Source organism: Streptomyces sp. NBC_01077 (assembly GCF_045162855.1).
Taxonomy (GTDB): domain Bacteria; phylum Actinomycetota; class Actinomycetes; order Streptomycetales; family Streptomycetaceae; genus Streptomyces.
Window position 1 is genome coordinate 2,998,207 of record NZ_CP108669.1, and the last position, 18,355, is coordinate 3,016,561.

Sequence of the window (18,355 nt, forward strand, 5' to 3'; positions counted from 1 at the left end):
AATCCTGCGCATCCGGGGAAAGCGAAGGGCCCCCGAGGGGGCCCTTCGTGACATCGGGTCAGATCAGCGGACCGGGTGGCCCGCCCGCCGCAGCTCGTCCTTGACCTGCGAGATCCGCAGATCGCCGAAGTGGAAGACGGAGGCCGCGAGCACCGCGTCCGCGCCCGCCGCCACGGCCGGCGGGAAGTCGGAGAGCTTGCCCGCACCGCCGGAGGCGATGACCGGGACCGTGACGTGCTCGCGTACGGCCGCGATCATCTCGGTGTCGTAGCCGTCCTTGGTGCCGTCCGCGTCCATCGAGTTGAGCAGGATCTCGCCCGCGCCCAGCTCGGCGGCCCGGTGCGCCCACTCGACGGCGTCGATGCCGGTGCCCTGGCGGCCGCCGTGCGTCGTCACCTCGAAGGAGCCCGATGCCGTGCGCCGGGCGTCGACCGACAGGACGAGCACCTGGCGCCCGAAGCGCTCCGCGATCTCCTGGATCAGTTCGGGGCGCGCGATGGCGGCGGTGTTGACGCCCACCTTGTCGGCGCCGGCCCGCAGCAGCTTGTCGACGTCCTCGGCCGAGCGGACGCCGCCGCCGACCGTCAGCGGGATGAAGACCTGCTCGGCGGTGCGGCGCACCACGTCGTAGGTGGTCTCCCGGTTGCCGGAGGAGGCGGTGATGTCGAGGAAGGTCAGCTCGTCGGCGCCCTCGGCGTCGTACAGCTTGGCCATCTCGACGGGGTCACCCGCGTCCCGCAGGTTCTGGAAGTTGACGCCCTTGACGACCCGGCCGTTGTCGACGTCCAGGCAGGGGATCACCCGTACGGCGAGGGTCATGCCGCACCACCCCGGTAGGCCTCGACCTCGACCTCGACGACCAGGCTCGGGTCGACGAAGCCGGAGACGATGATCATCGAGGCCGCCGGGCGGACGGCGTCGAACAGCTCCTTGTGGGCGCGGCCGACCTCGTCCACGTCCCGGGCGTGGGTGATGTACATCCGGGTGCGGACGACGTCCTCCGGGCCCAGGCCGAGCTTCCCCAGCGCGTCGAAGGCCACGTTGAAGGAGTTGATCGTCTGGTCGTACGGGCCGCCGCCGGCGATCTGGCCGCCGATCACTGACGTACAGCCGGCGACCAGGACCAGGCCGTTCGGCAGCTCCACCGCGCGGGAGTAGCCGAACTGCTCCTCCCAGGGAGCCCCGGTGACGACCTTGCGTACGGAATCGGTCATGCCGACGCCACCGCCTCCAGGGCCTCCTCCAGGGTGAACGCCTTGGCGTACAGCGCCTTGCCGACGATCGCGCCCTCGACGCCGAGCGGGACCAGGCCGGACAGGGCCCGCAGGTCGTCCAGGGAGGACACGCCTCCGGAGGCGACGACGGGCTTGTCGGTGGCCGCGCAGACGTTCTTCAGGAGCTCCAGGTTGGGGCCCTGGAGGGTGCCGTCCTTGGCGATGTCGGTGACGACGTAGCGGGAGCAGCCCTCGGAGTCGAGGCGGGCGAGCGTCTCGTAGAGGTCGCCGCCGTCACGGGTCCAGCCGCGGCCGCGCAGGGTCGTGCCGCGTACGTCGAGGCCGACGGCGATCTTGTCGCCGTGCTCGGCGATGACCTTGGCGACCCACTCGGGAGTCTCCAGGGCGGCGGTGCCGAGGTTGACGCGGGTGCAGCCGGTGGCGAGGGCGGCCGCGAGCGAGGCGTCGTCGCGGATGCCGCCGGAGAGCTCGACCTTGATGTCCATGGCCTGCGCGACCTCGGCGATCAGCTGCCGGTTGTCACCGGTGCCGAAGGCGGCGTCGAGGTCGACCAGGTGGAGCCACTCGGCGCCGGAGCCCTGCCAGGCGAGGGCGGCTTCGAGCGGGGAGCCGTAGGAGGTCTCGGTGCCGGACTCGCCGTGCACGAGGCGGACGGCCTGCCCGTCGCGGACGTCGACGGCGGGGAGGAGTTCAAGCTTCTGAGCCATGATCAGAGGGTCTCGATCCAATTGGTGAGGAGCTGGGCTCCGGCGTCGCCGGACTTCTCGGGGTGGAACTGGGTCGCCCACAGGGCGCCGTTCTCGACGGCCGCGACGAAGGGCTCGCCGTGCGTGGCCCAGGTGACCTTGGGGGCGCGGATGTTCTTGTTGCCGACCTCGAGGGTCCACTCGCGCACCGCGTAGGAGTGCACGAAGTAGTACCGGGCGTCGGCGTCGAGGCCCGCGAACAGCTCGCTGTCCTGCGGCGCGTCGACCGTGTTCCAGCCCATGTGGGGGACGACGGGGGCGTTCAACGGCTCGACCGTACCGGGCCACTCGTCGAGGCCCTCGCTCTCCACGCCGTGCTCGAAGCCGTGGGCGAAGAGGGTCTGCATGCCGACGCAGATGCCCATGACCGGGCGGCCGCCGGAGAGCCGGCGGCCGATGATCCAGTCGCCGCGCGCGTCCTTGAGCCCGCGCATGCAGGCGGAGAAGGCGCCGACGCCGGGGACGAGGAGTCCGTCGGCGTTCATCGCGGTGTCGTAGTCGCGGGTGATCTCGACGTCCGCGCCGACCCGGGCGAGGGCGCGCTCGGCGGAGCGGACGTTGCCGAAGCCGTAGTCGAAGACGACGACCTTCTTGGGGGCGGTCACGCTCATGACCACACGTCCAGCCGCAGCACGCCGGCGGAGAGACACATCGCGGCGCCTACGGCGACGAGCACGACGAGGCCCTTGGGCATCTGCTGCTTGACGAAGGAGTAGATGCCGCCGAGCAGGAAGAGCCCGACGACGATGAGGATGGTGGAGAGGCCGTTCACGTTTAGAGCGCGCCCTTCGTGGAGGGGAGGATTCCGGCGGCGCGCGGGTCGCGCTCGGAGGCGTAGCGGAGGGCGCGGGCGAAGGCCTTGAACTGGCACTCCACGATGTGGTGGGCGTTGCGCCCGTACGGCACGTGGATGTGCAGCGCGATCTGGGCCTGGGCGACGAAGGACTCGAAGATGTGCCGGGTCATCGTCGTGTCGTACGAGCCGATCATCGGCGCCATGTTCTCGGGCTCGGTGTGCACGAGGTACGGGCGGCCGGAGAGGTCGACGGTCACCTGGGCGAGCGACTCGTCCAGCGGGACGGTGCAGTTGCCGAAGCGGTAGATGCCGACCTTGTCGCCGAGGGCCTGCTTGAAGGCGGCGCCGAGGGCGAGGGCGGTGTCCTCGATGGTGTGGTGCGAGTCGATGTGCAGATCGCCGTCGGTCTTGACCGTCAGGTCGAACAGACCGTGCCGGCCGAGCTGGTCGAGCATGTGGTCGTAGAAGCCGACCCCGGTCGACACGTCGACCTTTCCGGTGCCGTCGAGGTCGATCTCGACGACGACGGAGGTCTCCTTGGTGGTGCGCTCAACGCGGCCTACGCGGCTCATCGCTCCTGCTCCTTCATCAATTCACGAACCGCGTCGAGGAACGCGTCGTTCTCTTCGGGGGTGCCGGCGGTGACCCGCAGCCATCCCGGTACGCCGTTGTCCCGGACCAGGACGCCCCGGTCGAGGATCCGCTGCCAGGCCGCGTGCGTGTCGGGGAACTTCCCGAACTGCACGAAGTTGGCGTCCGAATCGGTGACCTCGCAGCCGATCCCGCGCAGCTCGGTGACGAGCCGGTCGCGCTCGGCCTTGAGCTGCTCGACGTACCCGAGGAGGGTGTCGGTGTGCTCCAGGGCGGCGAGCGCGGTCGCCTGGGTGACGGCGGAGAGGTGGTACGGCAGCCGGACCAGCTGAACGGCGTCGACCACGGCCGGGTGGGCGGCGAGGTAGCCGAGCCGCAGTCCGGCGGCGCCGAAGGCCTTGGACATGGTCCGGGAGACCACCAGGTTCGGGCGGCCCTCGATGAGGGGCAGCAGCGAGTCCCGGTGGCTGAACTCCACGTACGCCTCGTCGACGACCACCATGGAGGGCTTGGCCGTCTGGGCCGCCTCGTACAGGGCGAGGACGGTGTCGGCGGCGACCGCGGTGCCGGTGGGGTTGTTGGGCGAGGTGATGAAGACGACGTCCGGCGCGTTCTCGGCGATGGCCTGCTCGGCCGCCGCCACGTCGATCGTGAAGTCCTCGTTGCGCGGGCCGGAGATCCAGCCGGTGCCGGTGCCGCGGGCGATCAGGGCGTGCATCGAGTACGAGGGCTCGAAGCCGATCGCGGTACGGCCCGGGCCGCCGAAGGTCTGCAGCAGCTGCTGGAGGACCTCGTTGGAGCCGTTGGCCGCCCACACGTTCTCGACGGCGACCGGGTGCTTCCCGGTGCGGGAGAGGTAGCGGGCGAGCTCGGTGCGCAGCTCTACCGCGTCCCGGTCGGGGTAGCGGTTGAGGCCGCGGGCGGCCTCGGCGACGCGCTCCGCGATCCGGGCGACGAGCGCCTCGGGCAGCGGGTAGGGGTTCTCGTTGGTGTTCAGCTGGACGGGGACGTCGAGCTGGGGCGCGCCGTACGGGATCTTGCCCCGCAGCTCGTCCCGGACGGGCAGGTCGTCGATTCCGAAGCTCACCGGGGCACCTTCCAACCGAACCGGGCCTTGATCGCCGCGCCGTGGGCCGGGAGGTCCTCGGCCTCGGCGAGGGTCACGACGTGGTGGGCGACGTCGGCGAGCGCGTCGCGCGTGTAGTCCACGATGTGCACCCCGCGCAGGAAGGACTGCACGGAGAGGCCCGAGGAGTGGCAGGCGCAGCCGCCGGTGGGCAGGACGTGGTTGGAGCCGGCGCAGTAGTCGCCGAGCGAGACGGGCGCCCAGGGGCCGACGAAGATAGCGCCGGCGTTGCGGACGCGGTCGGCGACGGCGGCGGCGTCGCGGGTCTGGATCTCCAGGTGCTCGGCGCCGTACGCGTCGACGACCTTGAGGCCGTCGGCCAGGTCGCGGACGAGAACGATCGCGGACTGGCGGCCGGCGAGGGCCGGGACGATCCGGTCGTCGACGTGCTTGGAGGCGGCGACCTGCGTCTTCAGCTCGGCCTCGGTGGCGGCGGCCAGCTCCTCCGAGTCGGTGACGAGGACGGAGGCGGCCATCGGGTCGTGCTCGGCCTGGCTGATCAGGTCGGCGGCGACGTGCACGGGGTCGGCGGTGGAGTCCGCGAGGATCGCGATCTCGGTGGGGCCGGCCTCGGCGTCGATGCCGATGCGGCCCTTGAGGAGGCGCTTGGCGGCGGCCACGTAGATGTTGCCGGGGCCGGTCACCAGGTTGACGGGTTCGCAGCCGGGCTCGTCGGCGGTGCCTTCGGTGCCGTACGCGAACATGGCGATGGCCTGGGCGCCGCCGGCGGCGTACACCTCGTCCACGCCGAGCAGGGCGCAGGCGGCGAGGATCGTCGGGTGCGGCAGTCCGCCGAACTCCTTCTGCGGGGGCGAGGACACGGCCACGCCCTCGACACCGGCCTCCTGGGCCGGGACGACGTTCATCACGACGGAGGACGGGTAGACGGCGCGGCCGCCCGGCACGTACAGGCCGACGCGGTCGACCGGGATCCACTTCTCCGTGACCGTGCCGCCGGGGACGACCTGGGTGGTGTGCGTGGTGCGGCGCTGCTCGCGGTGGACGAGGCGGGCGCGCCGGATGGACTCCTCCAGGGCGGCCCGGACGGCCGGGTCGAGCTCTTCGAGGGCGCGGCTGATCTCCCCGGCGGGCACGCGGAGGCCGGTGAGCCGCACGCCGTCGAATTTCTCCCCGTAGTCGATCACTGCCGCCGCGCCATGATGCCGGACGTCCTCGCAGATCGGCCGCACCGTCTCCAGGGCGGCTTCCACGTCGAACTCGGCACGGGGCAGCAGGTCGCGCAGGGCGGAACCCTCGGGGAGGGCCTCGCCGCGCAGATCGATTCGAGAGATCACGGGTCAATTCTCGCAGACGGCCCACAGCGTCGGACGCCCGTATCACTGGCTGATACACGACACACTGGCGTCTTGTCGCCACTCCTGACCGTTAGCGTTCAGCCCGTCACTCAGCGGGAAGAACGGCTGTACGAATCCACGAGACCGCGGGGTGGGGCTGGTGCACGGCCCCGAAACGGATCGAATCCGGAATCGCGGAATCGTGGGAACGGATCGTGGAAAGCGAGGGGGGCGGCAGTGACCGAGCCGCACGAGGACGGGATGCCGGACGGTCTCACAGGCCCGGAGCGGGCTGTGTGGCGGGCGTTCGGCGTCGGCAGGACATGCGATCTGACGGAGGGGATCGCGGAGCGGGACGACCCCTTCGGGGGACGGGAATGGGGGGAGGAGCGGAGTGTCCGCGCGGACGTGGTGGCGCTGCTGCTGCTCGCCGGGCCGCCGGCGAGGTCCGGGCGGGTGGCCGCGCTGAAGCTGCGCGGTGTCCGGATCACCGGCGTGCTGAACCTGGCGGGCGGGACGATAGGGCCGTACGTCGAGCTGCACGGCTGCCGGTTCGACGGCGAGGTGGTGCTGCCCGAGGCCCGGTTCGGCACGCTGCGGATGGTCGAGTGCGCGCTGCCCCGCCTCGAGGCGGCCCGGCTGCACACCGAGGGGGACCTGCATCTGCCGCGCTGCCGGGTGCGGTGGGGCATCCGGCTCACCGACGCGCAGATCGGCACGGACCTGCTCGTCAACCAGATCCAGGTGTGGCCGGACCGAAGGGGACGGGCCATCACGGCGGACGGGATGGTGGTCGCCCAGGACCTCCAGGCCGAACTGATCGAGACGCACGGGGAGCTGAGCCTGCGCGGGGCGAAGGTCGGCGTGTCGCTCAGCCTGCGGGGCAGCGTGCTGCGCGGCGCGCAGGGCCGCCGCGCGCTCAACGCACCGCAGCTGACGGTGGAGCGCTCGCTCTATCTGAACTCGGCCTGGGTGTACGAGGACGCGGGGGCGTACGGGAACTCGGGGTACCCGGGCGGCGGCTCGACGTCCACCCCGCCGTACGGGGTGACGCCCGCCCAGGGCGCCCGCCGCAAGCCCGTCGAGTTCCACGGCGGGGTGCGGCTCGACGACGGCCGCTTCGGCGACGCGGTGGACCTGCACCACGCCCGGTTCCTGCTGAGCGGGGCGCGCCGGGAGGAGGTCTCGCTGCGCCGGATCGTCACGCCTGAGCTCCGGTTCAACGGCGAGCGGCCGGAGGAGGGCCGCGTCGTGCTCAACGGCGCGAAGGTCGTCACCCTGATCGACCTGTCGACCAGCTGGCCGGGCCCCGGCGGGCTCGCGATGGGTGGCTTCGCCTACGAGAACCTCGTGCCGTACGGACACTTCCCGCTGGCCCGGCGCCTGGAGTGGGTCGCGGCGGCGACCCCGGAGTACGCCCCCGAGCCGTACGAGCGGCTCGCGACGGTCCTGCGCAACAGCGGGGAGGACGCCGACGCCCGCGAGGTGCTGCTGGCCAAGCAGCGGCGCAGACGGGAGACGCTGCCGGTGGCGGGGAAGCTCTGGGGCTACCTCCAGGACTGGACCGTGGCCTACGGCTACCGGCCGGGCCGGGCAGCGCTGTGGATGGCGGTCCTGTGGGCGGCGGGCACGGTCGTCTTCTCCCACTACCGTCCGATACCGCTGAAGGCGGAGGAGGCCCCCGCGTGGAACGGCACGCTGTACGCGCTCGACCTCCTGCTCCCGGTGATCAACCTCGGCCAGGACGGCTACTGGCGTCTTGAGGGGATCTGGCAGTGGGTGGCCGCGGTACTGATCCTGCTGGGCTGGATCCTGGCGACGACGGTGGCGGCGGGAGCGACGCGACTGCTGAGCAGGGGGTGAGGCGAGGCGGCGGGGTGACCTCGGTGCCGCGCAGGGGGTGAGTCAGCGGAGGTTCGGTGTACGCGGTGTGCGGCGGCGGAGGTTTGGTGAGCGGGGTGTGAGGCATGCTGCCGGGGCGGCGGGAGGCGGGGGAGAATACGTCGCACCATGTCCTTGCTCCGTGTCCTGATCGGCGCCGTCCGCTCGGCCCGGCACACCCCGCGGCTCGCCGCCGGGTTCGTGCCGGACGACGACGTGCTGCTCGACGCCCCGGACGAGCGGCTCGCTCCCGCCCTGGTCGCCGCCGCCCTCGCCGATCCGGAACCTGCCGCGAAGCTGCTCGCCACCACCCGGGACGCCGGCGAGTGGGAGGACCGCGACCGGTACGTCACCCGGCTCGCCACCTTCGCGTACAGCAGGGGCGACTGGCTGACCCACTGGCTCTCCGTCGCACCCCGCGACCCCGACGCCCTGCTCGTCACGGCGCAGCTCGCCGTCCGCCGGGCCTGGGAGTCGCCCGCGCGGGCCGAGCGGCTGCGCGAACTCGGCCCGCTGATCCACGCGATCGCCGAGGAGGCACCGCACGACCCCGTGCCGTGGCGGCTCGCCCTGGACCACGCGCGCGGGGCGCACGCCGGACCCGCCGTCTTCGAGTCGCTCTGGGAGCAGGCCGTGCGCCGCTCCCCGCACCACTACGGCAGCCATGTGGCGGCGCTCAAGTACCTCTCCGCGCAGTGGTACGGCTCGCACCGGGCCGCCTTCGACTTCGCCGAGCAGGCGGCCGACGACGCCGCCCCGGACTCGCTCGTACGGGCGCTGCCGGTCCGCGCGGCCTACGACCGGCTCCGGGTGCCGCCGGACCGGGACGCGTCCGTGCCGGAGGCACGGATCGACCGGGCCGTGGACCGTGCCCTGGCCGTGTCGGCGGTCTTCCCGACGGGCGACCCGTGGCCGGCCGAGGTCCGCAACCTGCTGGCGTACGTGCTGGTGGAGCGGGCGCGGTGGGCGGAGGCGCGGGAGGAGTTCGACCGGATCGGGGTCCACGCGACCTCGTTCCCGTGGGGATCCGCGCGGAGCGCCGTACGGGAGGATCCGCTGCGCCGGTTCCTCGGCGCGCGGGACCGGGTCAGGACCGAACTGGCCCGCCGTACGCCTCTCTGGGACACCGGAGACGGACGGGCCGGACGGGGCGGGCCCGGCGGCCATTAGGCTGACCGCTGTGACCACCGCTCGCCTGCCTCTCTTCCCGCTCAACGCGGTGCTGTTCCCGGGCCTCGTGCTGCCGCTGAACGTCTTCGAGGAGCGTTATCGCGCCATGATGCGCGAGCTGCTCACGATCGACGACTCGGAGCCGCGCCGCTTCGCCGTCGTCGCCATCCGTGACGGCCGCGAGGTCGCGCCGACCGCCCCCGGCATGCCGGACCAGACGGCGCTGCCGGAGAAGGGCCCGGCCGCGGGCTTCGGCTCCGACCCCATCCAGTCCTTCCACCGGGTCGGCTGTATCGCCGACGCGGTGCAGATCCGGGAGCGCGCGGACGGCAGCTTCGAGGTGACCGCCACCGGCACGACCCGGGTGAAGCTGCTGTCCGTCGACGCGAGCGGGCCGTTCCTGGTCGCCGAGGTCGAGGAGATCCCGGAGGAGCAGGGCGAGGAGGCCGGCACCCTCTCCGAGGGGGTGCTGCGGGCCTTCCGCAGCTACCAGAAGCGGCTCGCGGGGGCGCGCGAGCGTTCGCTGACGACGAGCGAGCTGCCGGACGACCCCTCGGTGGTGTCGTACCTGGTCGCGGCGGCGGCGGTGCTCGACACGCCGTCGAAGCAGCGGCTCCTCCAGGCCCCGGACACGGCGACCCGGCTGCGCGAGGAGCTGACGCTGCTGCGTGCGGAGACGGCGGTCCTCCGGCATCTGCCGTCGCTGCCGGTGGTGGACCTGACGCAGGCCCCGACGTACCCGAACTGAGGAGGAGCGCGCGTGGCGAAGAAGCAGAAGAAGAACAACGGCGGCACCCCGGCGACGGTGGCCCTGACGGCGGCCGGTACCCCGTTCACCCTGCACGCGTACGACCACGACCCGGCCTCCGCCTCGTACGGCGAAGAGGCCGCGGAGGCCCTCGGTGTCTCCCCGGACCGGGTCTTCAAGACCCTCGTGGCGGACGTCGACGGCGAGCTGACGGTCGCGGTTGTCCCGGTGGCGGGCCAGCTCGACCTGAAGGCACTGGCCTCGGCGGTCGGCGGCAAGCGCGCGGCGATGGCGGACCCGGCGGCGGCCGAGCGCACCACGGGCTACGTGCGGGGCGGCATCTCCCCGCTCGGCCAGCGCAAGCGGCTCCGTACGGTCCTCGACGCCTCGGCCTCGGACCACGCGTCCATCTGCATCTCGGCGGGCCGGCGCGGCCTTGAGGTGGAGCTCTCCCCCACCGATCTGGCCGCCCTCACCTCGGCGGTCGTGGCCCCGATCGGCCGCGCCTGACGTATCCGGCGCGGCCGCCGTGAAGGCCGGGGCCGTGCGAGCCGGGGCAAGGCGACCGGGGCGTGCGAGCCGGGGTCATATGCAGACCGCGGCCACACAGCCCGGGACCGTCAGCCGGAGCTCGGGCCCTGCGTGTACGTCTTCGGCGGGCCCCACGGTTCGGGTTCCGGGTCGCGCGGGCCGAAGAGGGCCGTGAGCGCCAGGTGCACGATCATCGCGGCGAGCGGCCAGGCCAGCATCGCGGCGGCCGCCAGGTTCAGTTCGAGCGGTGCCTCGAAGGTGATGTTGGGGCCGACCGCCTTGGCGTGGGCGACCACGTCGCTCGTCGGGCCGAAGGACGTGCCGAGGCCCCAGGCGAGCAGCGAGCCGAGGACGCCGCCGAGCGCGAGACCGAGGACGAGCGGGACGCCGCCCTTGCGGCGGGCGAGGAAGACGACGAGCGCGGCGGCCGCGCCGAAGGCCAGCGCGAGGAGCACAAACGTTCCGTCGGCGCCGATCGCCGCCTCCCCCTCCGAGTTGCGGAGGTAGACGCCCTTGCCGTCGGAGATGAGCAGGACCCGCGGGGCCAGATTCAGCCACAGCACTCCGAGCAGCGCCCCGGCGATCGCCGAGACGACGGTCACCAGGACGCCCTGCAGGACCTCGGCCGCCGTGATCGGGTCTCCGGCCGCGCCGGGCATCGGCGGGGGCGGCGGGGGCCAGTCGGGGTCGTGCGGCGGTGGCTGGTGAGGCGGAGTCAGGGGTGCGGTCACCCCGCCATCGTGCCAGGTGTGTCTGTGGCCCGCCTCAGCGGACGGCGGCCCGCCGGTACGCCCAGGTGGCGACCGCCAGGGAGACCACGCCGACCACCCCGCACACGGCGAGGTCGAGGGCGACGACCGCCCAGTCGGGATGCGGGTCGAAGGTGCGGGCCAGGGCCTCCACGCCGTACGTCGACGGCAGCAGGTCCCGGGCCCAGCCGATGGGCTCCGGCAGCCGCTCCGCCGGGAGCACGCCGAGGAGGAGTGCGGCCGACATGCCGAGCTGGCCGAGGAGGGTGGCCAGTTCCTGACGGGGCGCGAGGAGCCCGAGGGCCGCGCCGAGCCCGGCGAGCGCGGCTCCGGCGAGCGGGACGACGGCGGCGAGGATCCAGAGATGGCCGAGCGGCAGGCCGAAGAGCACGGAGCCCGCGACGGCGGTGACGGCGGTCCCCGGCACGGTGAAGGAGGCGTACGCGCCGGCGGCGCCGAGCACGACGGCGGCGGGCGGCACGGGCAGGGTGGCGTAGTGGTCGAGGCCGCCGGTGGCCCGCAGCTGACCGAAGTACTGGGCGAGCAGGTTGAGCGCGACGAAGGCGACGACGAGGACGGTGGAGCCTGCCACGACGGCGCGCGCCTCGGAGCCCCCGTCGACGACCCCGCGCATCAGGACCATGATCCCGATGGACTGGAAGGTGGCCACGAAGAGCAGCGGGATGCGGGCGACCCGGGCGCGGGAGAGCTGCGCGCGGTAGACGGCGGCCAGGGCCGGCAGCAGTCGGGCGCGCGGGGCGAGGGGCGAGGCGGCCTCGTCGTCGGTGGCGCGGGCCCCGGCGGAAGGCGCGCCGGTCGGCAGGACCTCGGCGGGCACGGTGCTCACTGCGTACAGCTCCTGGGGGTGACGTGCGGTACGGGCAGTACGTGCGGTGCACGGGCCACGTGCGGTGCGTGACGAACACGGGTCACGTGCGAGGCGGGGAGGGTCACGCCTTCACCAGTCCCTCGGTCGCGCCGCCCAGCGCCAGATACACGTCCTCCAGGCTGGGCGTGGCCAGGGTGAAGTCGTCGAGCGCGGCGAACGCGGCCCCGCCGGTGACGGTGGCGACGGCCGCGCGGGCCGCCTCGGGGGCGAGCCGGAGGATCCACCGCCGTCCCGTCTCCTGGGCGAGTCCGCTCAGCGCGGCGACCTCGGGCAGGTGGAGCGGCGCCGACTCGCGCCAGACCAGCTCCACACGGATCTCGCCCGCGACGCGCTCCTTGAGTCCGTTGGGGGTGTCGCAGGCGATGACCCTGCCGTGTTCGAGGACGGCGACCCGGTCGAGGACGGTCTCGGCCTCGATGACGTTGTGGGTGACGAGCAGCACGGTGGTGCCGTGTTCGGCGCGCCGCCGGTCGACGGACGCCCAGACTGCGCGGCGGGCGACGGGGTCCATGCCCGTCGTGGGCTCGTCGAGGACGAGGACGGGGCGCTCGCCGACGAGCGCGGCGGCGAAGCAGGCGAGTCGGCGCTGTCCGCCGGAGAGCTTCCTGAGCGGCCGTGAGGCGAGCGCGCCGAGGCCGAGCTCGTCCAGGACGGCGTCGCGCTCGGCGCGCGCGTCGCGGGCGGTGAGGCCGCGCAGCCGCCCGGTGGTCTCGGCGGCGAGGGCGACGGTCAGCTCGTCGAGGGCGGTGGACTCCTGGCCGAGGTACGCGAGGAGCCGGGCCGCCCGCTCGGGGTGGCGAACGAGGTCGTGGCCGAGGAGCCGGACGCTGCCGGAGTCGGGGCGCATGAGCCCGGTGAGCTGGCGGACGAGGGTCGACTTGCCGGCGCCGTTGGGGCCGAGCAGGCCGAAGATCTCGCCGCCGCGCACGTCGAGACTGATCCCGTCGGTGGCCCGCACCTCGGGTGTCGCGGGCGCACCGCGCCTGCCGCGCGTGGCGGGGTACGTCTTGACCAGATCCCGCACCACGCACACCGTACTCACGGGGGGAGAGCCTACGGGGTCGCCGGGCCCGCTCCGGGCGCGGGGGCGTGTTCGGCGGCGGCCCGGACGTCGATCTCGCGCCAGAATCCCGCCCGGATCGCATATCGGTCGTGCTCGTCGATCTGGTCGTCCTTGTGTGCGAGCAGCCCGAATCGGGCGGCGTAGCGGAGAAGTTCGCCGTCGATGCGGTGCGGGATGCGGGGGTAGAGGGTGGACAGCTTCTGGACGTGGCTCTGCTCGGGGAGCCGTTCCATCCACCGGCGGGCGAACACCTGTCCGACCTCGAACGGATCGCCGCCGACGGTGGTGATGTCCTCCTCGCGGTCCGCCCAGCGCTGCTCGGCGCTCGTGAGGGCGGCGAGGGTGGGCAGGGAGGCGGTCTCGGCCGGCTCGCCGAGGGCGGTGGCGGGGCGCTCGACCCAGCCCCGGTCGGAGGACCAGCGGAGCGCGCTGGCGCCCTGGGGCACGGGGGCGCCCGGAAGGGCGGGGGTGGCGCCGGGGGCGCGCAGCCCTGCCAGGTCCTTGGGGGTGGGGACGCCCCTGCCGGCGGCGGGGGCGGGGACGCCGGTCCCGGCGCGGTGGTCGTGGTCGTGGCCGTCCTCACGGAGGTGGCCGTCCTCACGGAGGTGGCCGTTGCCGTGGTGGACGTGACCGTTGCCGCCGTGGAGGTGACCGTTGCCGCCGTTGCCGTTGGCGGTGGAGACCTCCCCGGGGGAGCCGGAGGCGGCCGCGGCCTCTGCGGCCCGTTCGGCGGAGGCCGCGAGGGCCGCCTCGGGCAGCGGCGCGGAGAGGATGGCGGCGATCTCGGGGCGCGGGGCGGGCGGGGGTGAACAGATCCCGGTGAGGTCCTTGGCGCGGACGGCCCGGGTGATCCAGGCCCGGTCGAGGACCCGCCGTTCGTCGGCCTCGGCGACCAGGTCCTCGGACTGGTTGTAGTCGCCGTCGGCGGCCTGGACGGCCCAGAGGTGGACGGCGACGCCGTGCTCCTTGGCCGACATCAGTCCGGGCAGCAGGTCGCCGTCGCCGGTGACGAGCACGATGTCGGAGCAGGCCCGGTTCCTGGCGAGCTCGGTCAGCTCGGTGTGCATCGCCGCGTCGACGCCCTTCTGGGCCCAGCGTCCGTCGCTCCTCGTCAGGGCGCCCAGTCGGACGGTGACCCGGGGCATCACGCGCAGTCTGCGGTGCTCGGGCTGGGGCACCCGGTCGGGTGCGCCGTCGAACCAGTAGATCCGCAGGAGGGGCAGCGCGGTCTCGGCCTCGGCGCGCTGGCGCAGCTGCTGGATGAGTCCGGCGTGATCGACGGTGATCCTGGAGCGGGCCGGTTCCCCGGCGAGAAGACTGGCGGCGGCTCCCAGCAGGTAGCCGGCGTCCACCAGGACGACGCAGCGGTCCACGTGTTCCACCCTCTTTCGGGAACCTCGGGATCGGAAGTTGCTTCGGATTTCCTTCGAGTCTGCCCGAAGGCCGGGGGCTCGACGGTCGGAACTGGATCATCGGCGTGGCGGATGTCACGTTCCCGGGGTCCTTACACTCCGTAATGATCCAACATGCGGCGGTTCGTACGGTATGTGAGTCTGACAGCGGCCCTGGCCCCTAGGTCCCTTTGAGGAGGCATCCCCATGGCCAAGAACCGCAACCAGAACCGCAGTCAGAAGCAGCAGTCCCCGGCCGAGCGCGGCGCGCAGGAAGCGCAGCAGTCGGCGATGGAGTCCCAGGCCGAGCAGCGCGCCAGCCAGGTCACGCCCGGTGACATGGCGCGCAAGGGCCGTCAGAAGCGCTTCGGCCACAACTGACGGATCCCGAGTACGGCAAAGGGGCGCGCCCGTGACGACGGGCGCGCCCCTTGCGCGCGGACGGAGCGGACGGAGACGGGCTCCGGTGCCGGTCAACCAGCCAGGCAGGACGGGCCGAGCAGCACCTTCAGGTCGCCGAAGAGTGCCGGATCGGCCTGCACCCGGTGCCGGTCGAGCCGCAGCACGGTCGTGGTCCGGGGGCCCTGGAGCTTGATCCGTACCTCGGTGTTGCCCTTGTGGTGGCCCAGGATCTCGCCGAGCCGGGTGACCATCGGCGGGGTCACCTTCACGGTGGGGATGGTGAGGATCACCGGCGCGTTGGTCCCGGCGTTCGACAGGTCGGGGACCATCAGCTCCATGGCGACGAGCCGGGGGATGTCCTCGCGCTTGTCGAGCCGGCCCTTGACGAAGACGACCGTGTCCTCGACGAGCTGGGTGGAGACCAGCTGGTACGTGGCCGGGAAGAACATGCACTCGATGGAGCCGGCCAGGTCCTCGACGGTGGCGATGGCCCAGGCGTTGCCCTGCTTGGTCATCTTCCGCTGGAGGCCGGAGATGATGCCGCCGATGGTGACGACGGCGCCGTCGGAGTGCTCGCCGCCGGTGAGCTGGGAGATCGCCGCGTCCGTCTTGTCGGACAGGACGTGCTCGATGCCGAAGAGCGGGTGGTCGGAGACGTACAGGCCGAGCATCTCGCGCTCCTGGGCGAGCAGGTACGACTTCTCCCACTCGACGTCGGAGAACTCGACGTCGAGGCCGAAGCCGGGCTCGTCCGTCGCCTCGTCGCCCATGCCGCCGAAGAGGTCGAACTGCCCCTCGGCCTCCTTGCGCTTGACCGCCACCACGTTGTCGATCATCGGTTCGTGGTGGGCGACCATGCCCTTGCGGGTGTGGCCCATCTCGTCGAAGGCGCCGGCCTTGATCAGCGACTCGATGGTCCGCTTGTTGCAGACGACGGCCTCGACCTTGTCGAGGAAGTCGGGGAAGGTCGAGTACTTCCCCTTCGCCTTGCGCGACTTGATGATCGACTCGACGACGTTGGTGCCGACGTTCCGGACGGCGGAGAGGCCGAAGAGGATCACGTCGTCGCCCTGGGCGGCGAAGTTCGACTCGGACTCGTTCACGTTCGGCGGGAGCACCTTGATGCCCATGCGGCGGCACTCGTTCAGGTAGACCGCGGACTTGTCCTTGTCGTCCTTGACCGAGGTCAGCAGACCGGCCATGTACTCGGCGGGGTAGTTCGCCTTGAGGTAGGCGGTCCAGTAGGAGACCAGGCCGTACGCGGCGGAGTGCGCCTTGTTGAAGGCGTAGCCGGCGAAGGGGACCAGGACGTCCCAGAGCGCCTGGATGGCCTCGTCGCTGTAGCCGTTCTTCTTCGCGCCCTCCTGGAAGATGACGAAGTTCTTCGCCAGCTCCTCGGGCTTCTTCTTGCCCATCACGCGGCGCAGGATGTCGGCCTCGCCGAGCGAGTACCCGGCGATGATCTGGGCGGCCTTCTGCACCTGCTCCTGGTACACGATCAGGCCGTAGGTGACCGCGAGCACCTCTTCGAGCGGCTTCTCCAGCTCGGGGTGGATCGGGGTGATCTCCTGCTGCTTGTTCTTGCGCAGGGCGTAGTTCGTGTGCGAGTTCATGCCCATCGGGCCCGGCCGGTACAGGGCCGAGACGGCGGAGATGTCTTCGAAGTTGTCGGGCTTCATCAGCCGCAGCAGCGAGCGCATGGGGCCGCCGTCGAACTGGAAGACACCGAGCGTGTCACCACGGCAGAGCAGTTCGTACGTCTTGGGGTCGTCCAGCGGCAGGGCCAGCAGGTCGAGGTCGATGCCCTTGTTGGCCTTCACCATCTTGACGGCGTCGTCCATGATCGTGAGGTTCCTGAGGCCCAGGAAGTCCATCTTGATCAGGCCGAGCGACTCGCACTGGGGGTAGTCCCACTGCGTGATGGTCACGCCGTCCGTGTGCCGCACCCAGATCGGGGCGTGGTCGACGATGGGCTCGCTGGACATGATCACGCCTGCCGCGTGCACGCCCATCTGCCGGACCAGGCCCTCGACGCCGCGGGCGGTGTCGATGACCTTCTTGACGTCCGGCTCGTTCTCGTACATCGCGCGGATCTCGCCGGCCTCGCTGTAGCGCGGGTGCGAGGGGTCGGTGATGCCGTTGAGGTCGATGCCCTTGCCGAGGACGTCGGCGGGCATGGCCTTGGTGAGCCGGTCGCCCATGGCGTACGGGTAGCCGAGGACGCGCGCGGAGTCCTTGATGGCGTTCTTCGCCTTGATCTTGCCGTACGTGCCGATCATGGCGACCTTGTCGGAGCCGTACTTCTCCGTCACGTACCGGATCACCTCGACGCGCCGGCGCTCGTCGAAGTCGATGTCGACATCGGGCATCGAGACGCGCTCGGGGTTGAGGAAGCGCTCGAAGATCAGTCCGTGCGGGATCGGGTCGAGGTCGGTGATGCCCATGGCGTACGCGACGATCGAGCCGGCCGCGGAGCCTCGGCCGGGGCCCACGGCGATGCCCTGCTTCTTCGCCCACATGATGAAGTCGGCGACGACGAGGAAGTAGCCGGGGAAGCCCATCGAGATGATGGTGTCCATCTCGTACTCGACCTGCTTCATGCGGTCCTCGGGGATGCCCCCGGGGAAGCGGCGGTGCATGCCCCGCATGGTCTCCTCGCGGAACCAGGTGGTGTCGGTGTACCCCTCCGGGATGTCGAACTTCGGCATGAGGTTCTTCTCGACGAACATGCCGTCGGTGTTGATCTGCTCCGCGACCAGGAGGGTGTTGCGGCAGCCCTCCTGCCAGGCGTCCGAGGAGTCGATGGCGTACATCTCGTCCGTGGACTTGAGGTAGTAGCCGGTGCCGTCGAAGCGGAAGCGGTCCGGGTCGGAGAGGTTCTTGCCGGTCTGGATGCACAGCAGGGCGTCGTGCGCGGTCGACTCGTGCGCGTACGTGTAGTGCGAGTCGTTGGTGACCAGCGGCGGGATGCCGAGCTTCTTGCCGATCTCCAGGAGTCCGTCGCGGACCCGGCGCTCGATCTCGATGCCGTGGTCCATCAGCTCCAGGAAGTACCGGTCCTTGCCGAAGATGTCCTGGTACTCGGAGGCGGCCTTCAGGGCCTCGTCGAACTGGCCGAGGCGGAGCCGGGTCTGCAGCTCGCCGGAGGGGCAGCCGGTGGAGGCGATGAGCCCCTCCGACCACTTGGAGATGGTCTCCTTGTCCATCCGGGGCCACTTCTGGAGCCAGCCCTCGGCGTACGCGTCGGAGGAGAGCTTGAAGAGGTTGTGCAGTCCGGTGGCGTTGGCCGCCCAGATCGTCTTGTGGGTGTAACCACCGGAACCGGAGACGTCGTCCCGCTTCTGGTGCGGCTGTCCCCACTGGATCTTCCGCTTGTTCCGCCGGGACTCGGGGGCGACGTACGCCTCGATGCCGATGATCGGCGTCACCCCGGCCTTCTTCGCCGTGTGGAAGAAGTCGTACGCCCCGTGCAGGTTGCCGTGGTCGGACATCGCGATGTGGGTCATGCCCATCTCGTTGCACGCGTTGAACATGTCCTTGAGCCGCGCGGCACCGTCCAGCAGCGAGTACTGGGTGTGGACGTGGAGGTGCGTGAAGGGCGGCTTGGTCACGGCGGGAGGCCTCCGGAAAACGGGAGTCGACAGGCTGCGGACAGTCTGGGGGGACAGCGTGGAAGTCTACGTCGGCCGACTGACAGCCGCCGGGCACTCGAAGCTAAGGTCGCGCGTTGAGGGACAGGGAA

At 71.7% G+C, this 18,355-nt stretch carries 18 protein-coding genes; 5 read left to right on the forward strand and 13 right to left on the reverse strand.

Translation table 11 applies throughout. The features are described from left to right. Positions 1–63: 63 nt before the first annotated feature. Genes hisF through hisD form a run of 8 tightly spaced genes read right to left on the reverse strand, consistent with a single transcriptional unit; the run spans position 64 to position 5,789 of the window. Positions 64–819 (reverse strand): imidazole glycerol phosphate synthase subunit HisF, encoded by a 756-nt coding sequence (hisF, locus tag OG462_RS13365; protein WP_406057611.1) that lies wholly within the window; start codon positions 817–819, stop codon positions 64–66. Then, complete coding sequence (locus OG462_RS13370; protein WP_406057612.1) at positions 816–1,214, reverse strand: RidA family protein; 399 nt, start codon at positions 1,212–1,214, stop codon at positions 816–818. Before OG462_RS13370 ends, hisF begins: the two co-directional genes overlap by 4 nt. Then, the gene (gene priA, locus OG462_RS13375) at positions 1,211–1,942 is read right to left on the reverse strand and encodes a bifunctional 1-(5-phosphoribosyl)-5-((5-phosphoribosylamino)methylideneamino)imidazole-4-carboxamide isomerase/phosphoribosylanthranilate isomerase PriA (RefSeq protein WP_406057614.1); all 732 of its coding nucleotides are present in this window, start codon (positions 1,940–1,942) and stop codon (positions 1,211–1,213) included. The genes OG462_RS13370 and priA overlap by 4 nt, the downstream gene beginning before the upstream one ends. 2 nt (positions 1,943–1,944) lie before the next feature. Next, the gene (hisH, locus tag OG462_RS13380; RefSeq protein WP_406057616.1) at positions 1,945–2,592 is read right to left on the reverse strand and encodes an imidazole glycerol phosphate synthase subunit HisH; all 648 of its coding nucleotides are present in this window, start codon (positions 2,590–2,592) and stop codon (positions 1,945–1,947) included. Further along, a complete protein-coding gene (locus OG462_RS13385; protein ID WP_406057618.1) occupies positions 2,589–2,753 on the reverse strand; it encodes a hypothetical protein in 165 nt (54 codons plus the stop codon). The genes hisH and OG462_RS13385 overlap by 4 nt, the downstream gene beginning before the upstream one ends. Before the next feature lie 2 nt (positions 2,754–2,755). Next, complete coding sequence (gene hisB, locus OG462_RS13390) at positions 2,756–3,349, reverse strand: imidazoleglycerol-phosphate dehydratase HisB (RefSeq protein ID WP_015032911.1); 594 nt, start codon at positions 3,347–3,349, stop codon at positions 2,756–2,758. After that, a complete protein-coding gene (locus OG462_RS13395) occupies positions 3,346–4,455 on the reverse strand; it encodes a histidinol-phosphate transaminase (protein WP_406057620.1) in 1,110 nt (369 codons plus the stop codon). Before OG462_RS13395 ends, hisB begins: the two co-directional genes overlap by 4 nt. Continuing rightward, positions 4,452–5,789 (reverse strand): histidinol dehydrogenase, encoded by a 1,338-nt coding sequence (hisD, locus tag OG462_RS13400; RefSeq protein WP_406057622.1) that lies wholly within the window; start codon positions 5,787–5,789, stop codon positions 4,452–4,454. Before hisD ends, OG462_RS13395 begins: the two co-directional genes overlap by 4 nt. Before the next feature lie 237 nt (positions 5,790–6,026). Here hisD and OG462_RS13405 point away from each other — a divergent pair, with 237 nt between their 5' ends. The 4 genes from OG462_RS13405 (at position 6,027) to ybaK (ending at position 10,098) form a co-directional block, all read left to right on the forward strand. Beyond that, a complete protein-coding gene (locus tag OG462_RS13405) occupies positions 6,027–7,652 on the forward strand; it encodes an oxidoreductase (protein WP_406057624.1) in 1,626 nt (541 codons plus the stop codon). A gap of 147 nt (positions 7,653–7,799) precedes the next feature. Then, positions 7,800–8,840, forward strand: coding sequence for a hypothetical protein (locus OG462_RS13410; protein ID WP_406057626.1), 1,041 nt, complete (start codon positions 7,800–7,802; stop codon positions 8,838–8,840). A gap of 10 nt (positions 8,841–8,850) precedes the next feature. Then, the gene (locus tag OG462_RS13415; RefSeq protein WP_406057628.1) at positions 8,851–9,588 is read left to right on the forward strand and encodes an LON peptidase substrate-binding domain-containing protein; all 738 of its coding nucleotides are present in this window, start codon (positions 8,851–8,853) and stop codon (positions 9,586–9,588) included. A gap of 12 nt (positions 9,589–9,600) precedes the next feature. Then, entirely contained in the window at positions 9,601–10,098 is a 498-nt protein-coding gene (gene ybaK, locus OG462_RS13420) for a Cys-tRNA(Pro) deacylase (RefSeq protein ID WP_406057629.1), read from the forward strand. A 110-nt stretch (positions 10,099–10,208) separates the two neighbouring features. Here ybaK and OG462_RS13425 read toward each other — a convergent pair whose 3' ends face one another. The 4 genes from OG462_RS13425 to OG462_RS13440 form a co-directional block, all read right to left on the reverse strand. Then, on the reverse strand, positions 10,209–10,850 hold the full coding sequence (locus OG462_RS13425) for a DUF2567 domain-containing protein (protein ID WP_406057631.1): 642 nt from the start codon (positions 10,848–10,850) through the stop codon (positions 10,209–10,211). A 34-nt stretch (positions 10,851–10,884) separates the two neighbouring features. Continuing rightward, on the reverse strand, positions 10,885–11,715 hold the full coding sequence (locus OG462_RS13430) for an ABC transporter permease (protein WP_406057633.1): 831 nt from the start codon (positions 11,713–11,715) through the stop codon (positions 10,885–10,887). Positions 11,716–11,818: 103 nt separating this feature from the next. Further along, complete coding sequence (locus OG462_RS13435) at positions 11,819–12,799, reverse strand: ABC transporter ATP-binding protein (RefSeq protein ID WP_406057635.1); 981 nt, start codon at positions 12,797–12,799, stop codon at positions 11,819–11,821. 11 nt (positions 12,800–12,810) lie between these two features. Beyond that, positions 12,811–14,202, reverse strand: coding sequence for an NYN domain-containing protein (locus OG462_RS13440; RefSeq protein WP_406057637.1), 1,392 nt, complete (start codon positions 14,200–14,202; stop codon positions 12,811–12,813). 216 nt (positions 14,203–14,418) lie between these two features. Here OG462_RS13440 and OG462_RS13445 point away from each other — a divergent pair, with 216 nt between their 5' ends. Continuing rightward, entirely contained in the window at positions 14,419–14,592 is a 174-nt protein-coding gene (locus tag OG462_RS13445) for a hypothetical protein (protein ID WP_406057639.1), read from the forward strand. A gap of 92 nt (positions 14,593–14,684) precedes the next feature. Here OG462_RS13445 and dnaE read toward each other — a convergent pair whose 3' ends face one another. Continuing rightward, entirely contained in the window at positions 14,685–18,224 is a 3,540-nt protein-coding gene (dnaE, locus tag OG462_RS13450) for a DNA polymerase III subunit alpha (RefSeq protein WP_406057641.1), read from the reverse strand. Between the last annotated feature and the right edge of the window lie 131 nt (positions 18,225–18,355).

Excerpts from the sequence above, each read along its gene's own strand:
- hisF (WP_406057611.1), bottom strand. The coding sequence starts at position 819 with ATGACCCTCGCCGTACGGGTGATCCCCTGCCTGGACGTCGACAACGGC.
- OG462_RS13370 (WP_406057612.1), bottom strand. The coding sequence starts at position 1,214 with ATGACCGATTCCGTACGCAAGGTCGTCACCGGGGCTCCCTGGGAGGAG.
- priA (WP_406057614.1), bottom strand. The coding sequence starts at position 1,942 with ATGGCTCAGAAGCTTGAACTCCTCCCCGCCGTCGACGTCCGCGACGGG.
- hisH (WP_406057616.1), bottom strand. The coding sequence starts at position 2,592 with ATGAGCGTGACCGCCCCCAAGAAGGTCGTCGTCTTCGACTACGGCTTC.
- hisB (WP_015032911.1), bottom strand. The coding sequence starts at position 3,349 with ATGAGCCGCGTAGGCCGCGTTGAGCGCACCACCAAGGAGACCTCCGTC.
- OG462_RS13410 (WP_406057626.1), top strand. The coding sequence starts at position 7,800 with ATGTCCTTGCTCCGTGTCCTGATCGGCGCCGTCCGCTCGGCCCGGCAC.
- OG462_RS13445 (WP_406057639.1), top strand. The coding sequence starts at position 14,419 with ATGGCCAAGAACCGCAACCAGAACCGCAGTCAGAAGCAGCAGTCCCCG.